Below are 20,805 nucleotides of genomic sequence, written 5' to 3'. Positions count from 1 at the left end.
TTTGGAGAGTCATGATGGTTAAATTTTTATTTCTCGCACTTTCGTTTTTTATCGTATTTAACGTACATGCTGAGGCTGGTAACGCACATGCTGGTTACACGAAAATAGATGAAGTGGACGGCAAGATGGTCAGTTACTTTAATTTTCGTGCCGAAAGTATCACTGAAAATCAGGCCATTACCTCTTTTTATCCGCTCTCCATCCAAAGCTTTTCAAATGTCTCTCAACGAAGAAAAAGCCTTACTGTAATTGCAGAAAACCTTTCTCAGACAGCATCCAATGATTATTTGTTGCAGTTCAGCAATGACGAAATAGATGGTGATATCCTGTTTTTCTTAACCTATAGCTTAGGCATTCTGAGTACCCGGGAAGAATTAGTTCAGGGCGTGACACTCACATCCAATGATGCCTTTAGGGTAAAAGCAAAGCTGAATGAAACATTTCAGCAGGTGTCTAAAAAATTAACGGCGAGAAATTTTCTCTCGTCCCTGACACGGTCAAAATCTGGCAACCTGGCGGTCTATTTTGACTGGGAAGGCGATTGCAGCCAGATCGAACCAACAACGACAGCGACGATTCCGGTTAATGACGTAGATGTGAAAATGACCGTTTGGTGTGATGCAAAGTCCAATGCATTAACTGCCACGCCCAATTCACGTGAAGGACTACAGTCTGTCTTTGACATATTTTCGATGAACGAATGGGCCACCATACAACTGCCGCAAACTCAGCATGAGGTCAGATTCTGGGTGGCAGGATTTCAGCAAAGCTGGGCATCGGCGAATCAGAAAGACCTGTAACCTGAATCGGGACAGACGATATAGCCAGCCTGTCCCGATAATCTTACTGCCCCAGCCACCGCAAAAGTACCCACAAAAGTGCCTGTCCTGTTACATTCTCTGGCTCTTCAATCACCCGAGGGTTTGAGGCGTGGCGCTTTCAAATCACTCCAGACACCTGCGCCGCGTTTTGCCGGTATGGCCTGCAATACTTTGTTGTCCTGTTGCTCCTGATACGTAAACAACTGACACTTGGGTAAAGGTTGCGCCGTACACATCTGGCCGACTTTATCCCAGGTATCTGCAGCCTGAGGCCGCTGTTTACGAAAACTGGTGTAGTTCTGGCTGACAATCGGTGCTTTTGCTGTTTGCGAATCTCCCGAAAAGTAAAAAGACTGCGGATGTCTGTACCATTCGCCGGTCGCGGCGTCAGGCGACAGAGCTTTGTTGAACGCATAACCAAACAAGATAGGTTCTGGCCCTTGCAGGGTAAGTGCATAGGCCTGGATTGAGCCATTCAATAGTGTGCTTCGGTTCGCGCTATAAGGTAAGTGTTTGATAAAATCCCGTCGCGGCGGATGATTTTGCGGCGAGAACAGACAGCACTCCGGCATATCGGCTGGCCTGTCTTCCGGATAGGTCAGGAAATACGCCTTGTTTCCGAGAGACACAAACGAACAAGAATAATTGTTATTTTCTATCGGGAAAATGGGCAGGCAGTATTTGTGGTACTGCTCCATCATCGCCCCTTCGCCATCGCCGTCTGCTGGCCGGTATGTACTGTCGTAATAGGTCGTACCGTATGAAACCGTGTAATCCTGCTGACTCAGTGTGGCAGGGGGATTGGTATAAGGAGGCGGATTGTTTGCATAGTTCTGGAACACCCGAAACATGGTCCAGTCGCTGATCCAGTATTCCGGGTACTGAGGATCACTCGGATCACCCGCCTGACGCTGTGGCAGGCATTTAGACGCTGGCTGACAGCCAAAGTCATTATGCACACCCATAGTGAAATACACATCCGGGGCATCATCATTGCCAGCAGCCAAAACGGTGCTACTCATGACAACGGCAGCCAAAGCGCCAGAACTCAAGACGACGGCAGCCAAAGCCCCAGGACTCAAGACGCCAACAGTGAAAGCGCCGAAAATACGGCCACCTAGCAGCAAATCTTCTCTTTCGATACGAAATGAACTCATGGCTTCACTCCCTGAATCCGGCGAATTAATCCCAGCTGGTTTCGCTGCGGGTCGCTGAACATGGCAATAGATACCCTTTCATCCCCTAATGGCACAGTAACTTCCGGCATGATCACTTCACCGCCCATCATGCCAATTTTCTCTAAACTGAGGGCTATATCGTCCACCCGGATATAAAAGCCGGCGTAGGAATTAAACCCGGGCAGCTCACTGACTTTCGCAATACCGCCGCTCAGTGTCGCGTTCCGGCCGGTGCTGATGGTATAAAAAGGCGCTTCCGAAGAGCCCGTCAACTCAATCGTCCAGTCAAACAAGGGCTGATAAAAGCGCGCGACCAGCTCCGTAGGATGTGCGGTTACTATTTCATTGAAATCAAAAGGCGTTCCGGGAAGCGCAACCACTTGCCCGGCTCGGGTCACAGGCTCCATTACACCGAAGTGGTTTCCCTGCGGATCACACAGCACAGCCAGGCGGTACTGCCATTCTCCGAGAGAAGAAGCCATTGCGGGCATCACGATCTGAGCGCCAAGCGATACCGCTTTTGGCAAAAATGTATCTATCTCCTCAACCTGAATATAAAACAGTGTGTTCTGGGAAAACCCCGGCTCATCCGAGGTTTTTGTCAGCAGACCAACCGGCGCGCAGCCCGGTGTCGGAGAACGGATTGCGTACAATGTTCCCTGATCATCAATACGCTGAAACTGCCAGCCAAAGACCTCGCCATAAAAATGGCTGAGGTCAAAGGGTGCTGGCGTGACAATCTCGTGGAAAACAAACGGATTCGTCATACACCAGCCTCACACGTTGGTTGCGACATACTGAAATGGCGGTGCGGCAAACTCGCCATTGCCTAAGTCAATCGTGACCATTTTCTGTACGCTTAATCGCAGTTCATACATCAGCCCCATGGCATGATCCAGCTGCTGCGGCTCACCGTTGAAGGTGTGATGCAGTGAGTTCAGCAAAGAAGAGTAGGTGTAATTGGTTTGATCCGCGTAGCGCCGGGCCGTACTGCCCTCAGGGTAATCCTGCGCCTTAGCATTATGTTTAAGGTTATACACATCCTCCGGATTCAGCGGCACGGGTTCGCCGCTAAATGACCAGCCGACCGGTGAACTGGCGTCTTTGACCAGGCGCTTACCATAATAAATTTCGGCAAAACGGTAATAATGTGCCAGTTCGCCTTCTTCATCCGTCGGGGATTTACTGCTGCCCTCACCCTGTTCAACAATCAATTCCAGTGCGCGACAGGCTGTTTCCACATCCGTCACGGCCCACAATTCATCCGAAGGAAACCACTTGGTGTCGGCCAGCTGGCGGCTGGGATCGCCTGTAAAAATGCTGTTTCCCAATTGTACGATCTTGTCGATGATCGCCTGATAAAACTCACCAATCGTGGCGTAATTGGCATCCGCCTGAAGCAAACTGGTAACAGGTATATCAATGGGATTTTCCGGCTCTTCGATGGCCATGAACACGGTTTTCACCTGTTCTTTCGTCAAAGGTGCCAGGGTGGCAATTAGCCCTCTGTCTTCGCCCACTCCCATTGGCAACGGACCAGGAAAGGTCGGAACAAAATCGGGCTTGTTGATTTGCGGCGCACCGCCAATTGCATTGAGCACATTACAGGCGATACTCATGTGCAGCATTTCTTCGATCACAACACTGCGAACTATGTTGCTGGCTTCGACATTCTGCGCCTGTTTCAGCGAAAACATCCCGGTCAGATACACAGGCACAGTGGCGTGTTCAAGCTCGATCGCGCTTTGCAGATACTCACGCAATTCGCTCACTTCGGAAATGTCGTGGATTTTATCAATGATTTGTCTTTTGAGTTTCAACATGTTCGTACCCGCCCTTAATCTTGTTGAGTGAGGTTGCGGCGATACTGCTCCGCGGCCAGTTCTTTTGAACCTTTGACATCTTGTGATGATTCCGCTTCCAGGCTGGCTTTTGCCAGTGGCGAACTGATTTCACAAGAGGCACAGGGCTCAATAGGTAAAGGCGCGTCGTTCTGCCCTCTTCGCAGCAGATAATTACCGTTGGCATCCTGCTCGCACAGCCACTTGAGCACCATTTGTCGCTTAGGCTCGGAAAGATCACGGGTGACAGGCATATAATTCGGATCGCTCTGCTCGCGGGAGAAAGCCAGTTCCAGCAGATTGCGGAATCTCACCATAGAATCGTAACTGCTGAGATTAACCAGCATACGGCCCATGATCGGGTACAGGTTGTTGTACTGACTCATAATGGGCTTGATGTCATCCCAGGTGGGTTTATCGGGCACGGTAAATTTGTCAAAGACCAGATTGGCAATGAAATCAAACATCTGCTGGATATAACCCGGATCACTGACCGGTGTGTAACTGAGTAAGTACACCTGGCCGTCGATATACTCTCTGGGATTACCCGGCGCTGAAACCTTGTAACCGTAATGCGCCTTGCCGTGTGCGTCGGTGGCGACTGTCTGGCCGAGAGCAATGGCAGACGCCGGGATGTTGATGACAGGAATAGGCACATCTGCCGGTTGCGGGCCGCCGCCCCCCATACCTTTTGCCGGTGGCTGCAGCGTCATGGTAATCTTTTCTCCGGCAGCAGGGATGCCATAGCGGGACGCATAGAGATCGACCGACACAGGCACAGCCGGATTTAAGCGATGGACAACCTGATCGGCCCGCACCAGTAGCCCTTCTGCCGTTTCCCGGATCAGCACGCCGTTGTTGTTCGTGCTCAGCAAGGCCAGCGGCTGGCACTGTATTTTCTGAAGCAGGGTCGGGTCAAGATCAGTCACATTGAACAGGGCTCCTTCAGCATTGAGCCAGTCCGGTGTCAGATAAGGGATCGCACCGCCAATCGGAGTAAACTGATTGCCAGAGATTAGCTGTGTGTCCCCCTCTTTGATGTTCTCAAAAGGCGGTTCTAATACCACCAGCTGCATCTTGCCAAGATCAACAAAGGCGCCGTCAGTACCCGACAGCGGCAACGCATTACTGAAGTCAACGCACAGGTTGCGGTTGGTGGCATCCACCTGGGCATTAAAGAAATTAATATTCTGCGTCGTGCTCTCGCCGTTGGCTGGCGCAAAACGACGCCCGAGCACAAAGGTATCCGGCTCATAATCTAATGCCGGGCCAATCACCCCGCTGACGCGACCAATGGTAAAGTCCGGATTCTTATGATCCATGTTGTAGCTGTACAGCATCATGCGGACAGACAATTTTCCAACCTGCTCTGTCATTGCTTTCAGCTGCTGAAGAAAGGGGGAATGGCTGCTATCAACCCAGCTCAGATCCTCCAGTACCGATTGATAAATCGCCGTGGCGGCCTGATCGCCGGCACCGCCGCCCTGCTGCCTGCCGAATAAAATGTCACGGAATGGCGCAGGTAAAAAACGTCCTGCCACGAAATCAGGCGTCTTTCCGTCCGTCAGCCGCATGGTCAGCCCCCAGATTTCAGAGACCATCTGCATCTGGGGATCCAGATCCACCATTTTGGCACTGACCAGATCATTGGAACCGCCCAGCAGCATACCGATGACAGGATCTTTCGCCGGGTCACTGGTGGTTGTACCGTCCTGATAGCCGACCTGCGTTACTCTGCAGTCGATCAAACGAAACGCACCGGAACCACAGGGATTCCACCAGCCATTGGTCGCACCCGGACCGTACTCCTGATACTCAGGTACGAACTTGTCGACATCGAAATGACGCACATCATTATTGACGGTCGATACGTCCGACTGAAACCGGCCGGAAAACACCATCCGCAAGTTATTTAAGTAGCTCATATTGCCTCGCTATTGAAAGTGCTGTTGCAACAGACCACAGACTTGCTGCATGGGTAGACAATCCGGCTTATTCAACCGGTCTAACATCTGCTTATTATTGGTAATGAATATCGGTCCATCTTCTGGCCGCTCGGCCAGACGCCCGTGACTGCCTTTCACCAGGGAAGGGTCCAGAGGAATGACGTCCATGAGCATGCGCTGCCCGAGTTTTTTCTGTAGCAATCGGGCGGCGATTTTCAGTTTGACGAAACGAATCGTAGGGTCGACAAACAGTTCTACCGGGTCGTAGCCGGGTTTGCGGTGGATATCCACAGTACGGGCAAAGTCAGGGGCTTTGCTGTCATCCAGCCAGTAGTAATAATTAAACCAGCAGCCCGGCTCAGCGATCAGCACCAGCTCTCCCGAGCGGGAATGAGCAATGCCAAATGCTTGCTGCTCCTGGCCGTCAAGCACCTGCTCAATGCCAGGTTGTGCCTGCAGCAGAGATTTCACGGCAAAAAGGTCAGCCGGATTTTTGACATACACGTGCGCAACCTGATGATCTGCAACGGCAAAAGCGCGGCTGCTGCCACAATCGAGCAGTTCCCAGCCCAGTGACTCTCGGACACGCAATAAACCGGCTTCGCGTAACAGGCGATTGACCGGCACCGACTGACTGACCTGAGTAATGCCGTATTCAGAAACCACCATGACATCGGCACCCTGCTCACGGGCAAACTCAAGCAAACGTCCGGCTTCGTGATCGATCATTGCCAGATCTTTGGCAATTTCCGGTGAGTCCGGCCCTAAACGCTGCAGGTTGTAGTCGAGATGCGGCAAATACACCAATTGGAGGTGCGGACGGTTCAGTGTGAATTCGAGCATGGCGCAATCGACTATCCAGCGGCTGGATCGGATATCGGCCGTCGGCCCCCAGAAATTGAAAAAAGGAAACGTGCCGACTCTGGCTTCGATTTCCTGATGAAGCTGCGCCGGTTCTGAATACAGGCCCAGGATTTTGCGGCCATCGGCAGGGTAATGCGGACGCGGCGTGATCGCATGGTCGACATCCGCATACATGTTGTACCACCAGAACAGTTGTGAGCATTTCAGTCCGGGATTGTCCCGTTTAAGTTTGTGCCAGATTTTCTCGCCCTGAACCAGTTGATTGGGTTGCAGCCAGAATTTCACTTCTGCCAGTTCGCGAAAATACCAGCCGTTGCCTACAATGCCGTGCTCACCGGGCGACAGTCCTGTCAGCATGGTGGCCTGCGCCGTTGCCGTCACCGCAGGAAACACCCCTTGCATGGGTAACATGATGCCGTCATTAACCAGCGCATTCAGCTGAGGCGTGTGCTCACCGAGCAAAGCAGGTGTGAGCCCGACAATATTGATCACGATTAAGGGCTTAGTCATGATGTAACAACCCTCTGTCGGCCAACTGCTGTTCCAGCCAGTGCAATTCGCCGGTTATACCGTCAATCAGGGCATCATCATCCTGAGGCTGCAGGGCTGCGGGCAACACATCCCAGGTGTAGGTTTCGACTTCCAGACAGGGCTTCACGACGTCCGGATAGTCAGCAAGGAACTGAAAAACACCATTGAGTGTGTCGTGCAAGGGCTTGATTGCCGGGTGTATACAGGATGAAAAGCTGAGCGGTATATGAAAATGCACCCGCCAGCTTGTTGTATCGTTAAGTCCGGTGCGCGCCATATACATTGACGCTAATGCCTCAGACAAATCCGGCACAGCGATAATTTTTCCGTCCGGCCGACAGGCTTTTACCTGATGCAGATAGCGCGCTTCGGCAAATTCAGCCAGCAACTCGTGCACATCTGACACGGGATCCTGCAAACTTTGCATATCCACTTCAAACGCATTGGAAATCTGGATTTTTCCTATGGTGATACCGGCTTCAGTGATACGGCGTAAGGCATCATAGCTATCTTCATACATCACGCCCTGATGACACACATCAAAACACACGCCCAGATGCGCCGGATATCCGCCATTGGCGGCCGTCAGCGCCGAGAAAAACGCGATCAGCTGCGATGTAGTTTCCAGCACACAATCGGGCTCCATCTCCAGACATACCATTATGTGCTTGCCCTCCAGCTCTTTCAGCACAGCCAGTTCGGCATTGAGCCGTAACAACTGTTCAATACTCCTTTGCTGCTTTTCCTCACTCCATCGGTGCCGGTAGCCTAAAGGTAAGGTCGAAATCGTTCCCTGCGCAACTGACTCAGGCAGGCAGCTTGCCAGAACCACGCCCAGCTGACAGGTGTAGTTCAGCCGATCCGGTTCACTCCAGTCTGGCAGATACACCGCCTCTTTCACCTTGGTCTGATGAAAGTTTCCATAGGGAAATCCGTTCAGGCTGGTCAGTACAACACCGTGTCGCTGAAGGGTTTCTCTGAACGCTTTTAACGATTCAGGCAACTGTAACGTACTGGCAGCGGCGGCACTGAGCCAAAGGCCGCTTGCCATCTCAGACAAAGCGCGCCTGGCCATCACACGGGAAAAATACCGGGCCAGATTCTCTTCCACATCGGCCAGTTGCTCGCCTGGATGGAGATTGCTGCAGTAAGTCAATTCACTCCGTCGCCACATATGCACACCACTCCTTGTGATTTGATTTCTGGGACTGTAATCAGCTTTCGACTATGGGTGTTTGCCCGCGCAGCGCCGAATTGGATTCCCACAATCTGGTCTGATCAACGCTGATGGGGACACTGACGTCTTCTTTGCTGATACGTCCGCTTTGAGCAAAGAAATCTATCGGGTTATCAAACAGCACTTTGGTGATATCCGCATCGCTGTACCCCGCCTGCCGCATCGCTGCGCCTGTTTTCGGTACTTTGAGCGGATCGCTGCATCCCCAGTCTGCGGCACTGTTCACCACCATTTTTTCCAGCCCGTACTCTTTGAGCAGCGTGACCATACGGTGTTCAGACATCTTGGTATTGGGGTAGATTGAGTGGCCGCGCCAGCAGTCGGTTTCCATCACCAGAGGCAGCGTCTGTTCATTCAGATGATCGATAATGACCATGTGTTCAGGAATGCCCACTTCACGGATTAAAGCGATGGTGCGCTTCGTTCCGCCGATTTTGTCTCTGTGCGGGGTGTGGACCAGTACCGGCAGTTCAAACTCCATCGCGAGCTGCATTTGTTCTGCCATAAACAGCTCTTCTTCAGGCGTAATATCGTCGTAGCCGATCTCGCCAACGGCAACCACACCGTCTTTTGCCAGAAAGCGTGGCAGTACCGCCATGACTTCATTTGCCAGTCCCAGATCGTTGGCTTCTTTGGGGTTCAGCCCCATGGTGCAGTAATGATGGATACCAAACTGGCTGGCCCTGAACCTTTCCCAGCCTAACAAGGTGTCAAAATAATCAATGAAACTGCCCACAGAAGTCCGTGGCTGTCCCTGCCAGAAAGCCGGCTCAATAACACCGACAATACCAGCGGCGTACATACGCTGATAATCGTCCGTGGTGCGTGACACCATATGAATATGCGGATCAAAATATGTCATGATTGAAGTACCCGGTTAGTGAAGAAAACGATTGAGAATGGCCAAAGCGAGACGCAGTCAGAAGATGGTCAATCAGTTGTTGAACCTCGCTGGTAAGCGACGATGAATGCCTTGCTGAAAGCCTTTGCCAGAACGGATCCGGGCAATCCTGCGCACCATTATTGGCCAGTGCCAGCAAGGTGTAGTATTGATGAGCGTCAGATTCTGAAAAGACAAAACCCATATAGGTATCTTTGCCACTGTCGGACAAATACCGAAAGCGCATCCCCAGCCAGACAGACTCGGGGACTTCGCGTTCAGCCAGGAGTCGTTCCTGCACCAGATCCGCACAAAGTTGTGTCAGTTCAGCCGACTGGCGCAGTGGCAGCCCTCTGACTGATTCAATATTCAAATCAAGAAACAGCGCCTTGAGCACTAATTGATGAAACGCCCGCTCGTTGAAATACTTCACCGGGTAGGCGTTGTTAAGCGCCAGTGCCGCGAACAGATTCACATCATTGGTACGGGCTGTTTCGTGCGCAATCCGGTTCAGTTCGTGATGGCTGGACAGCCAGTCCAGTGCCCTGACAACAACAATCTTCTCGTTTTCGTCAAACTGGCGATAGGCAGAGAACAGCACATCACTCCAGTTCGCCGCAGGCACTATGGTTCTCAATGTCAGTAACAAAAGCAGACGCCCGGCCTGATCAACCTGCCAATCTGTACCTTCCGGCTGATAAGGCAGCGCCTGCTCTCCCAGCTTTCGCCGCGCCATGGCACTGGTGAGCAGTAAAGCAGATACCGCGTCCTCCACGGATTGGGTGCCGAGAATTTTATCTCTGGCGACCTGCAGCCAGGTTCGGGCTTCAGGGGTCAGCGCTACCGCCAGTTCACTTTGCAGCGCATCGGGTGAAAAGGGACTGAGCGGAGTATCGAAACGTCGTGAATGCATGACTTGGTCTCACACGATCAGGTTGCCTGTATCCACTTCTGTAAACCAGGCATGATGAAAAACACCGCCACGCACAACAGGCTGGGCAGAATCAAATTCATACTGGCAAGCATTAAGCCATCCAGCAGCGGTACAGCAGCAAGCAGCCCGCCGATAAAGCCCCGCACATTTTTGTGCGGAGTGAACAGGCATCGCTGCATGGTATAAAGCAAATACATACTCAGGCAGCAGGCATAGAGCCAGAAATAGGGAAAGGTATAACCAAGAAAACTGACCAGAATAACAGGCAGGAAAAGCAAGCCGACAGACCAGAACTGAGACACTTTGTTTGTGTGTTCTTCACGGGCGACATAGGTGATTCCGCTGATATAGAGACACAGCGCCAATGCCGCGAGAAACAACTCAGGGGTGATATCTGCCAGCATTAAGGCGGCAACCAGATAAACGCCCAAACGGCATCCGCCCATCAGCACCGCGCTGTGTCTGAACTGCTTATGTACCCGGTTATACAGCAGTATTAAAGCCGCCAGTAAACCAACCGCAACCCAGCCATATGCAGCCTGTTCGGGAACGGCACGCTGATACAAACTGCCTGCCAGGCCCATTCCCAGCACCAGCATCCCCAACCCATTGAGCCAGACTGCAGTTGCAGATACCTTGCCCTGAGTAATTGGCCTGGCGTTGTTATTATGCCTGTCCCAATTGGCATCAAAGGCATCATTGAGAAACATACCGGCCAGGTACATCAGCGAGAGTGATAACAGGCAACCGGCCCAGAGTATGATCTGCAGGCTCACACTGCCCGGTAACCATTCTTCTTCGCTTCCCACAACCTCATGGCTCAGGCTGGCCTGCGCGATCAACGCGGCAGCAAACACATTGCTCCAGACACTGGGCAGATTGGATGCGCGACCGAGTGTCAGCCAGGTATGCAGCCGCATCATCCTACCTCCGACCAAGTGAGCGATTCACTTTGCGCGGCGATGTCAGCCTGATGATCACGCTTCAGGGCCAGCAACGCGATAAACAACCGGTCTGCATCGATGTCGTGCACTTCAACACCCACCCCGACGGACGACAAAAGCGTGACACATAACTGGCCGCCGAGATGCTGTCGGAAATCTTCCAGCCCCTGAAACACCACAGGCTGACCCTGCTTATCACACTGATCCAGTGCCGGATGCCACAAGGAAAAACCGAGCCCTGTCAGCAGCTGAATCAGCCTTTTCTGGTCACTCTGGCTCAACAGACCGATCTCTGTCGCATAATAAGCATCCAGTGCCATCCCTATCGCAACGGCTTCGCCGTGACGACATTCATAGTGGCTCATGGCTTCCAGTTTATGTGCCGCCCAGTGGCCGTAATCCAGCGGGCGGGCGTTTCCTGTTTCAAAGGGATCACCGGCAAGCGTAATCTGGTTAATGTGCAGCTCGGCACACCGCGCGATGGCAAACTGGGTGGCCTGATCGTCAAAGGTATTCAGCGAATGCGCGTTGTTTTCCAGCCAGTCGAAAAATTCAGTACTGCGAATGGCGGCCACTTTCACCGCTTCCGCCAAACCAGCACGACGATCACGGTATGACAAAGTATTGAGCAGCGAAAAGTCGTTAAGAACAGCGAACGGTGGACAAAACGTACCAATCAGGTTCTTTGCCCCATAACCGTTCACGCCATTTTTCACCCCGACACCCGCGTCATTCTGGGCCAGCACTGTGCTTGGCATCCGCAATAATTTAATGCCGCGGTGAAACGTAGCGCTCACATAACCCACAGTGTCGAGCACTGCGCCACCGCCTACTGCAATAACCACATTGTGTCTGTCAATCTGGTGCCTCAGCAGGTACTGATATAGCTTGTCTGTTTGCGATGCCTGTTTTATCGCTTCCCCGCCTTTCACTACCAATGGCTGCCCTTTTAAATGTATGTATTGATGATGTTGCTGAAAATAAGCCTGCGCCCGTTCCAGCCAGTCAGTACTTTCATTCACCACGCCCTCATCAACAATCAAAACACAGCCTTGAGCTGCCTCTTCCCGGCGGGCTCTGAGCAAGAGCGTCAATAAATCAGAGTTGCTGAGAGAAAAGACATCGTGAGTAAAACAGACGGGATATTGATAGTGAACGGTGAAGCGAGCTTTGATTGTCTGGATTTCTGTTGCTAACGGCTGAATGTCCGATGCCGATGCACTGGCTGTAAAAGTCGCACGTTGCCAAAGTCTCTGCAGCAGCCAGCCAACAACCGGAATCAGCACACTGCCGGCTACCACTAACAGGAAAGGATCGCTCTTATCACTATAAAGGCTGACATACGCATAAGCCCCCGCCAACCAGCTATTGGCCAGCGACGTTAATACAAGGAATTTGACAAAGGGGTACTGAACCATACCAGCCGCAATCACTGAGGTCTCCGCAAGTACGGGCACCCCCCGCATCATGATGAGCGCACCGCCCCCCATTTTGTCCGCTAGTTGCCGTGCCTTTTGGCGTTCTTTAACAGATAACCAGCGCGTACCAATCCATTTTTCAGAGCAGTCGCCGAGCCAGTACCCAATACAGCAACCCAGGGTCAGCCCCAACCAGACAGAGGCCGCACCAGGTAACGGACCTAAAACGGCCACAGCAAACATTGCCACAACGCTCGAAGGAACAGGCAAAATAATATCAAATGCCAGTATGACGACAACAAAGAGAAAGAGCAGAAAAAGCCCGGAACCATGATAACCGGACAGCTCAGAGATGGCTGATGACACCCATCGCATTGCATCCTGTTCAAATAACAAAAAGCTGACGATGATCAGGGCCATTACACTTGCACAGTAAAGCAGCAAGCCAGTGCCTGTTCGTTGAAATGTATCCATATGTCCCAACCTTGCTCAACTAAAAGTGGGTGACTCACCGACCGGGTACTTCGCACTCGCTTACTGACTTGTCCCTGTCAACAGTAAGCAAAAAGTCACTCTGGTCACTCAACGCTGAGTCAATAATCACACCACATAGTTTCCATGAAGGAATAATTGTTGTTTGAGTTGAATATAGCCCTACCAGAATAAGGGCTAATGGAAGAACACGGTATACACTCAACCAAAGGCTTAGATTGCGATCTGATTAAGAAAATAAATGTAAAGAACAATAAAGTCAGTTACATAAAAACATACGAGCAAATAAACTCAATAACGATTGAAAACCAATCATTTAAATTAAATTTTTAATACAAAGGATCTGGATTATTACTCACCCGAAGATCTCAGGTTACCTATCATTCGTATCGCCACCATAGTTACTCCCTGTCAACTGGGTGAAAAAGCATATTGAATTCAAGTTCAGATTCGCTCATACACTGGAAGCCAAGACGTTCATATAAACGCCGGGCTGGGCTGCCTTTCAATACACTCAGGGCTACAGACTCATTGTTGTCCGTCGCTTTAGTTATCAGCTCGGTGATAAGTGCCCTGCCTATTTTATGATTCTGATACTCGGGAAGGATTTGAATCTGAACCAGGTACCACTGGTTCAGATCTGCCTGATAAAATGCTTTAAACAAGCCAACACGCTTATCGGCTATTTCCACAATTTGCGCGTCATCGAAATGATAGAGAATTCGGTTTTTATAGGCATCTTTGTCTGTCAGAGCACCAGCCTTTTGCAAATGATGTCGCATTGTCTGATCACGCAATTCCAACAAAAAGTCCATATCTGCCCATGTCGCTTTTCTTAGTCGAATCGGGTAAGTATCCATGCTTACTTCATCCTGTTTCATCTTCATTTTGATAATAAACAGCATAGTATCAAACACTTAAATTCAATCCAGAACATACGCATACCACTCATTCGAAAAAACCGAACAAGACGGAAGAAAAAACTCACTTTAACGTGATTAAAATCACACTTAGTATAACTACATGCTTTAAAACATCCTTATTCATCTGAATCAATTGTCGGGAGTCACACTATGAAAACCTTTATTGCAGCACTGTTCACAATCACCATCGCATTTTCCGCTTCAGCATTCGCCGATTTAAAAAAGTCACTCACGGTACAAGTTACGCCTTTAAAAGGCGGAGCATGGGTGTTCGTAGAAAAAGAGGGCGTACCGCAGGCCAATGTTGATGTCTCTGTGCCCAACCAGAAATCCCATTACAAAACCAAAGAAGACGGGCGTGTGTTTGTTTACAGCCACAGAGAAGCGGCCCACACGTTAACCATCAATATTTCTGAACAAGGTGGCGAGACATTTACGGTTCAACGTCTGATTCCATCAAGCCGATAATTCAGCTGCAACCACTACTTTCTGCTGGTACAGGCGCGTTTATCCGCGCCTTTTTTATACCTGTGCCCTGCCATTTCGCTCCTTTCTGCAGTGAGAGTTAATCTCTACCCAATTTTTTTGTACTTGCCTGACAACAATGTCAGGCCATTTCCTTTTTCGTTTATTTGTGGACCGACCTCTTAGTTTAATATTCAACATGGTGCACTATTATTTCCTGCTGGTATAACAGGCGGCTTACCTTAACACTGATAAATCAAATGGTTGGCCATATGAAATACCTTCATTCCGGATGTCAGCGTTCAGCGCTGGCGCTGCTTATCTCTGCAACGTTATACACAAACACAGCTTCAGCTGCTCCGGCCTGCGAGATAGATGCCTTGTCATCTTCTCCTTCGTCTATCAGGGCGATTGAACAGGCCGATCTCGAATGCAGAATTGCCTGGTTCTCTGCGCCTTCTGATACATTGAACACGCTGTTCAGCGAGAACAACATCCATCAGATACAACAACAGTTAATGCTGCATGTCAGCAACTACCAGGGAGAAGCCCAGCAAGCCAGTGTCATAGAAAATCTCGGTGAATTTATCCGTGCCGCGTATTACGTGCGTTATCCGCATAAAGGACAGTACGGCGATTTTTCTGATGCATTAGATGTATCTCTGGCGAATGCTATTAATACTTTTCTCACCTCGCCCTACGCCAGCCAAAGTGGCAGAGAACAGGTCGCGGCGTTGAAAAGCATGACAACCATGGTCGACAACATCCGTCAGTTACCTCTGACCATGGCCAACCAACTGCAGCTCCTGAATCATTTCACCGCTGAAAAAGCACAGGATCTACAATTTGTTGACACACTCAACAACCTGTTCCGTGCCATGAGCGGGCACATCAGCATTGACAGTTTCTATGATGATCTGGCACAGCATCCTGAGTACCTGGAACAACTGCACCAGTTTATTCTGGACAGCGAATGGGCCCTGGGCACTGAGGCGGATTTCATTGTGACCAATGCCGCACGTGAAATGGGCCGTCTGCTGGTAACACCTCACGAATCAACCCGGACTCAGGTGCTCGCCATTCTGGAATCGCTGCTTCAGCGTTATCCGCTAGGCGGCAAGAGCGACAAAATGTGGGTAGGCATTGCAGAAATGATCAATTACTTTGCCCCCGATAAGGCAGAAGCACTCGGGCTGAAAGATGCAAAGAATCAGCTTGCAGCCAGAGTCATGCCACTGCGCCATCACTGTGACGGACCGGCCATTATACGGGCACAGGCAATGACGCAGGAACAGGCTGCAGAGGCCTGCAACATCCTTGCTGATAAAGAAGCCGATTTCCATCAGGTCGTAAACAGCGGTTATCAACCAGTGGCCGGTGATTATAACGACAGTGTTGAGGTGATCGTTTTCAACACCAATGCCGATTATGTCAGCTACTCTAACTTCCTGTTTGGCAATACCACCAATAATGGCGGGCAATACCTGGAAGGCAATCCGGCCAACCCTGACAATCAGGCCCGTTTTGTGGCCTACCGTAATGAATATGCGCAAGGTTACAGCATTCTCAATCTCGAACATGAATATGTGCATTATCTCGATGGCCGCTTCAATCTTTACGGTGATTTCAATGATGTGCTAAGCCCGGGGCACACAGTGTGGTGGCTGGAAGGTTTTGCCGAGTACATGCATTACAAACAGGGTTATGACGCTGCCGTTGAACTGGCTCGCAAACAAACCTATTCCCTATCTGACATACTGAGCACCACCTACGACCACGACCTGGACCGCATCTATCGCTGGGGTTATCTGGCCGTACGTTTCCTGATAGAAAACCATCCGAATGAGGTCGATACTTTGCTCTCTTTCGCTCGTCAGGGTGATTACACGCAATGGACCGAAACTGCAAAGACGCTGGGCACACGCTATACGGGCGAGTTCAATAACTGGTTACTGACAGTGACCACTGACGGGGAGCAGCCTGGAGAACCGGAACCAAGCCCGGATGAGGCGAAATCATTGGCATTAAACAGCGCTGTCACGCTTTCCGGCGCTGCATACAGCGAGCAACTTTTCTATGTTGATATCCCCGCCAACACCCGCAACCTTGCCCTCACGATCACAGGTGATGGCGATGCGGATCTGTACGCAAGTTATGAGCGCACCGCCCATTACTACGACCATGATTTCACAGCCTTTACGGCTGACAGCAATGAAACTCTGATTATTACCCCCGACGCCAATGGCAATATCAAGCCTGGCCGTTATTATCTGAGCATTGCTGGGCGTGAAGCTTTCAATCAGATCACACTGAAAGCTACAGCAGACAGTGTCGAGCCTGGCGAACATGGTGAGCATACAGGTTCCCAGCCAACGGATGATCTGACTCCTGTCGTATTGGAAGCCAACACGCCTCAGACCCTGAGCATGTCAGCGCAGCGTTATCTGGCGTTTTATGTTCCTGAAGCGGGACAAACCCTGAGGGTCTGGGTGACACCCACCGAGCAAGATCAGAAAGGTAATGTCAGTCTCTATGCAGCCAGAGCACACTGGCCGACAGCAGAAAAATACGAAACCGCTTCGGCCTATCCAGGTAATCAGGCGTTCATAGAAATCACGGCAGAAAAAGCCGGGTACATGCATTTGCTGCTGACCAATGAAGGAGACACCGCCAATGTTGAGGTGTACGCAGCCACTCTCTAACCTGACAGGCGGAATCTGATATTCGAAATTGAAACACATTTTATAACTCAGACAGCACTCAAACAGCGCAGTAGGGACACTGCGCTGTTTTTTTTATCTACCCTTTAATCACTCTCTCAAACGCAACCCCCTTTCATGCATCACCCTTAGACCGGTAATAGCTTTTTCCTGCATAGGCTTTTTCCATATTTGTTCACGAATAGCTGCTACTGCTCCATACTTAAACCAAAACGACACGCAGGAGAGATGAATGAGCAATACGTTTAAAGAGGTTGAACAGCCTTGCGACTGTAAGGACAGTTGCGGGGCGATCGAACGCATTCTGACGGCAAAAGACAAAGACTTAGGAGGTTTTTCCGTGCGCCGGCTGCTGCCGACAGCACAACAGAAAATGGTTGGTCCGTGGATTTTTTTCGACCATATGGGTCCGGCGCATTTTCCGGCTGGCGAAGGTATTAACGTGCGCCCCCATCCGCATATCGGCATAGCGACCGTCACCTATTTGTTTGAGGGCGAAATTCTGCATCGTGATTCGCTGGGTAGCCTGCAGCCCATCAAACCTGGCGACATCAATCTGATGGTCGCAGGCAAAGGGATTGTGCACTCTGAACGTGAACGTTATGAGGTCACTGCCGTTGATCATATTCTGCATGGCCTGCAGCTCTGGTTAGCACTCCCTCTGGCCGATGAAGAATGTGAACCGGCTTTTTATCACTACCCGGATGACACTATTCCATCCCTTAGTATCGACGGTGTACCTGTCAGAGTATTGATGGGAACCGCATTTGGCGTTACATCACCTGTTCAAACATTCGCAGAAACGCTGTACGTAGAAGCGGATCTCCAGCCGGGGCAGCGTTTCACCCTGCCGATGGCCGAAGAACGCGCCATTTACATTGCCAAAGGCCATGTCTCAGCAAAAGACAGCGACTTACCGGAACACAGCATGGCCATAGTGTCGCAACAGGAAGGGATAACCATTGAAGCAAAGGAACCATCCCGCATCGCCATTATCGGTGGTGAGAATATAGGCACGCGTTATATTGAGTGGAACTTTGTGTCCAGCCGTAAAGCGCGCATTGAACAAGCCAAAGCGGACTGGCGGAACCAGGACTTTCCACTGGTACCCGGAGACGAGACAGAATTCATTCCTTTACCAGACTGACGATAACGGGTGACGAGAGTAATGAGCTAACAGACGCTTGCTGATGATAACGTAAGCGTCTGTTTTACTTGAATATACTGGCATTCTTCGCATTAACTCTAGCTGACAGAAAGGCTACCTGCTCTGTACCTGCTTCTTCTTCACCAGCAAGCTGTATTGCTTCGGGGTAATTTTAGCGATGTGGCTGAACTCTCGGGTCATATGTGCCTGATCGGAAAACCCTTGCTCTGCGGCCAGATCCGCCAGCGGGATGTCAGGAGAGAGCTGTATCAGCTCCAGCGACTGTTTAACCCGAAGAATTCGCTGATAGTATTTCGGCGTCATGCCCATCCATTTCTGGAAGTGCCTTTCTATCTGTCGGGTACTGACCGGAATGGGATGATGCCGGCTGTGAGGCTGTACGGCTTTCACTATTTCAGTAATGGTATGACGGGCAGAATCATCAGGATCCAGATGGCGTTTCATCCAGCGATATAGTGTAGCAATACGCGCCTGATGGCAGCGGCAATGACGAAGCTGCTGTTGCAATGGTTCAAGAAAGTATAAATGTTCCGGTTCATCAGCAATGGTAACCGGATGGTCAAAACGCTTGCCCAGCACACTGTAGCCCATGCCCGGATGGAAACGAATTCCAGCCAGGACGGTACCGGGAGGCAGGGTCACATACTGGGCTTCTTTGCTGTTGGGCATGATCATCACACCTTCCGGGTGGCAGTGATTGCCAAAGCAGACATCGCCACCCAGATTGAACATGATGCCGCTTCCGGCATCACTGAACAGCAGTTTTTTCTCTTCAACCACCCGATCAGGTGACACGGAAAGTGACCATATTCCCTGAACATGGTCTTTCAACACACCTTGTGGTTTAAAGATCCTGAAATCCATTTAACAGTGACTACCCTATGCTGCGGTAAAACTCCCTACTTTGGGTTTAAAGGTTTTTACCACTCGATTCCAGCTATTAATTGCATTAATGGCTAACGTAAGATCAACCATAGCCTGTTCACCAAAGGTGTCCAACACCTGCTGATACATTAGATCGTCCACAGATTTACACGCGCTGAGATGTTCTGCAAATTCCAAAGCGACTTTTTCCTGCCCGGTATAAAACGGCATGTCGCGCCAGGCATTCAATCCCCAGATACGTTCCGGTTGCTCGCCCAGTTTGAGGGCATCTTTACTGTGCATATCAATACAGAATGCGCATTGGTTTATCTGGGATACACGCAGTTTCACCAGCTCCCAAATGGTCATCGACATAGTTTGAGATTCACTAAACTGCTGATGGAAATAGTTTTCCTGCTGTACCAGAATCTCTATCGCTTGCGGTGCAATACTGAAGTAATTTACGCGTTTCGTCATGTAATATCTCCTTGGTCTGAAACATGAAGATACTCACCGGAGCGTGAGATTTATTGAATATTTCCGACATGACGGAATGTATTGCCCGGCTTTAATTATGTGACATCAAAATAAGCCGGCATGATGACGCAGATAAAACACAAAAACAGCGCCCCCAAGTTAAGACAATCTTCCCGTATCAGAGTGATTCTCAGTAAATAACTGTTGTGCCTCTGCGATTAGCCATTTCAGAACTGTATTCCAGCCCGCATCTCTTCGCTTAATGGCGCACAGCATGAAATCGCGCTGATAAGGCAGGTTTTCCGTCGATAGGGTTTTCACTTCGTACCAGTCTGCGGTTGCCACATGCTCAGGAACGAATGCCCAGCCAACACCATGCATCACCAAAGACGATATCAGGTAAAAGCTATCCACGTGCCAGTAGCTGGGCGACAGCGGTTTGCCCAGCGCATTGCCCATGCGATCCCGGATAACCAGCTGTCTGTGCTCAATGAGCTGGCTTTCGGTTGGGGCAGCAAGCAACGCCAGCGGATGCTTATCCGATACAATCAAAGCTTGCCCACTGCGGCCAATCGCGAAACGCTCCAGTGAATCCGATAACACATGATCCTGTAAAACAAAGCCCATGTCCGCCTTGCCACCATCAACCCAGCTGGCGATATCTTCCAGGGAGCCATTTAACAGTGTCACACTCAGGTGTGGATAATGATCCGCCAGCCTGGCATAAAGCACTTCAAAATTTTCAAGTGGCACCGCTTCATCCATGGCAATGGTGAGCTGAACCGGATTAGCAGAAGAGACAGACAATACCCTCGACTGAAGCCGCTGACATTGCGTTAAGACTGACATCGCATCATTTAACACTTCCCTGCCTTCTGCAGTAAGCGTTGGAAATTTTCCGCTACGGTCAAACAATAAAAAGCCCAGATCGGCTTCCAGATTGGCAATTGCAGTGCTTATGCGAGATTGCGCCTTGCCCAACTTTCGTGCTGCGGACGTAAATGATCCCGTTTGCGCAGCCGTAACAAAGGCGTCCAGTTGATCAAGATTCCAGCTGATAGGTGACATTACCCACTCCAACCCATACGAAAAGCGGATGGTA

Annotated in this window: 18 protein-coding genes; 4 read left to right on the top strand and 14 right to left on the bottom strand. The window is 50.5% G+C overall.

The annotated features are described in order from the left end of the window. Window positions 1-11 precede the first annotated feature (11 nt). Window positions 12-800 (top strand): hypothetical protein, encoded by a 789-nt coding sequence (locus L6J37_RS12685; protein WP_192016452.1) that lies wholly within the window; start codon window positions 12-14, stop codon window positions 798-800. Between the two features lie 107 nt (window positions 801-907). Here the strand turns inward: L6J37_RS12685 and L6J37_RS12680 are convergent, their stop codons facing one another. The 11 genes from L6J37_RS12680 to L6J37_RS12630 form a co-directional block, all read right to left on the bottom strand. Further along, the gene (locus L6J37_RS12680) at window positions 908-1,978 is read right to left on the bottom strand and encodes a hypothetical protein (RefSeq protein WP_237795349.1); all 1,071 of its coding nucleotides are present in this window, start codon (window positions 1,976-1,978) and stop codon (window positions 908-910) included. Beyond that, a complete protein-coding gene (locus tag L6J37_RS12675) occupies window positions 1,975-2,766 on the bottom strand; it encodes a VOC family protein (protein ID WP_192016450.1) in 792 nt (263 codons plus the stop codon). The genes L6J37_RS12680 and L6J37_RS12675 overlap by 4 nt, the downstream gene beginning before the upstream one ends. A 9-nt stretch (window positions 2,767-2,775) precedes the next feature. After that, entirely contained in the window at window positions 2,776-3,822 is a 1,047-nt protein-coding gene (locus tag L6J37_RS12670) for a ferritin-like domain-containing protein (protein ID WP_237795348.1), read from the bottom strand. A gap of 14 nt (window positions 3,823-3,836) precedes the next feature. Continuing rightward, a complete protein-coding gene (locus L6J37_RS12665; protein WP_237795347.1) occupies window positions 3,837-5,765 on the bottom strand; it encodes a hypothetical protein in 1,929 nt (642 codons plus the stop codon). Window positions 5,766-5,774: 9 nt separating this feature from the next. Further along, the gene (locus L6J37_RS12660; protein ID WP_237795346.1) at window positions 5,775-7,160 is read right to left on the bottom strand and encodes an alkaline phosphatase family protein; all 1,386 of its coding nucleotides are present in this window, start codon (window positions 7,158-7,160) and stop codon (window positions 5,775-5,777) included. Next, the gene (gene eboE / locus L6J37_RS12655; protein ID WP_237795416.1) at window positions 7,153-8,355 is read right to left on the bottom strand and encodes a metabolite traffic protein EboE; all 1,203 of its coding nucleotides are present in this window, start codon (window positions 8,353-8,355) and stop codon (window positions 7,153-7,155) included. The genes L6J37_RS12660 and eboE overlap by 8 nt, the downstream gene beginning before the upstream one ends. 40 nt (window positions 8,356-8,395) lie before the next feature. Then, window positions 8,396-9,280 carry a TatD family hydrolase gene (locus tag L6J37_RS12650; RefSeq protein ID WP_237795345.1) on the bottom strand — a complete coding sequence of 295 codons (885 nt, stop codon included), beginning with the start codon at window positions 9,278-9,280 and terminating at the stop codon, window positions 8,396-8,398. Next, window positions 9,267-10,211: an EboA domain-containing protein gene (locus L6J37_RS12645; protein ID WP_218385305.1), complete on the bottom strand. Its 945-nt coding sequence runs from the start codon at window positions 10,209-10,211 to the stop codon at window positions 9,267-9,269. The genes L6J37_RS12650 and L6J37_RS12645 overlap by 14 nt, the downstream gene beginning before the upstream one ends. A gap of 17 nt (window positions 10,212-10,228) precedes the next feature. Beyond that, window positions 10,229-11,155 carry a UbiA family prenyltransferase gene (locus L6J37_RS12640; protein WP_237795344.1) on the bottom strand — a complete coding sequence of 309 codons (927 nt, stop codon included), beginning with the start codon at window positions 11,153-11,155 and terminating at the stop codon, window positions 10,229-10,231. Continuing rightward, the gene (locus tag L6J37_RS12635; protein ID WP_237795341.1) at window positions 11,152-13,068 is read right to left on the bottom strand and encodes a 3-dehydroquinate synthase; all 1,917 of its coding nucleotides are present in this window, start codon (window positions 13,066-13,068) and stop codon (window positions 11,152-11,154) included. The genes L6J37_RS12640 and L6J37_RS12635 overlap by 4 nt, the downstream gene beginning before the upstream one ends. Before the next feature lie 419 nt (window positions 13,069-13,487). Continuing rightward, complete coding sequence (locus L6J37_RS12630) at window positions 13,488-14,003, bottom strand: GNAT family N-acetyltransferase (protein WP_237795340.1); 516 nt, start codon at window positions 14,001-14,003, stop codon at window positions 13,488-13,490. Window positions 14,004-14,159: 156 nt separating this feature from the next. On the opposite strand from L6J37_RS12630, the gene L6J37_RS12625 reads away from it, so the two are divergent. The 3 genes from L6J37_RS12625 (at window position 14,160) to L6J37_RS12615 (ending at window position 18,341) form a co-directional block, all read left to right on the top strand. Further along, window positions 14,160-14,477, top strand: a complete 318-nt coding sequence (locus tag L6J37_RS12625) for a hypothetical protein (RefSeq protein WP_237795339.1) — start codon at window positions 14,160-14,162, stop codon at window positions 14,475-14,477. A gap of 269 nt (window positions 14,478-14,746) precedes the next feature. Continuing rightward, window positions 14,747-17,176: a M9 family metallopeptidase gene (locus L6J37_RS12620; protein ID WP_237795338.1), complete on the top strand. Its 2,430-nt coding sequence runs from the start codon at window positions 14,747-14,749 to the stop codon at window positions 17,174-17,176. 250 nt (window positions 17,177-17,426) lie between these two features. Beyond that, window positions 17,427-18,341 (top strand): pirin family protein, encoded by a 915-nt coding sequence (locus L6J37_RS12615; RefSeq protein WP_237795337.1) that lies wholly within the window; start codon window positions 17,427-17,429, stop codon window positions 18,339-18,341. A gap of 114 nt (window positions 18,342-18,455) precedes the next feature. Here L6J37_RS12615 and L6J37_RS12610 read toward each other — a convergent pair whose 3' ends face one another. From L6J37_RS12610 to L6J37_RS12600, 3 genes are all read right to left on the bottom strand, one after another. Next, window positions 18,456-19,226 (bottom strand): helix-turn-helix domain-containing protein, encoded by a 771-nt coding sequence (locus L6J37_RS12610; RefSeq protein WP_192016439.1) that lies wholly within the window; start codon window positions 19,224-19,226, stop codon window positions 18,456-18,458. Between the two features lie 15 nt (window positions 19,227-19,241). Next, window positions 19,242-19,703, bottom strand: a complete 462-nt coding sequence (locus L6J37_RS12605) for a carboxymuconolactone decarboxylase family protein (RefSeq protein WP_192016438.1) — start codon at window positions 19,701-19,703, stop codon at window positions 19,242-19,244. Between the two features lie 159 nt (window positions 19,704-19,862). Further along, the gene (locus tag L6J37_RS12600; protein ID WP_225445230.1) at window positions 19,863-20,771 is read right to left on the bottom strand and encodes a LysR family transcriptional regulator; all 909 of its coding nucleotides are present in this window, start codon (window positions 20,769-20,771) and stop codon (window positions 19,863-19,865) included. Window positions 20,772-20,805: the final 34 nt, after the last annotated feature.

It is taken from the genome of Photobacterium sp. WH77 (assembly GCF_022014395.1).
Lineage (GTDB): Bacteria > Pseudomonadota > Gammaproteobacteria > Enterobacterales > Vibrionaceae > Photobacterium > Photobacterium arenosum.
This window is presented reverse-complemented; position numbering and strand designations above follow the sequence as displayed.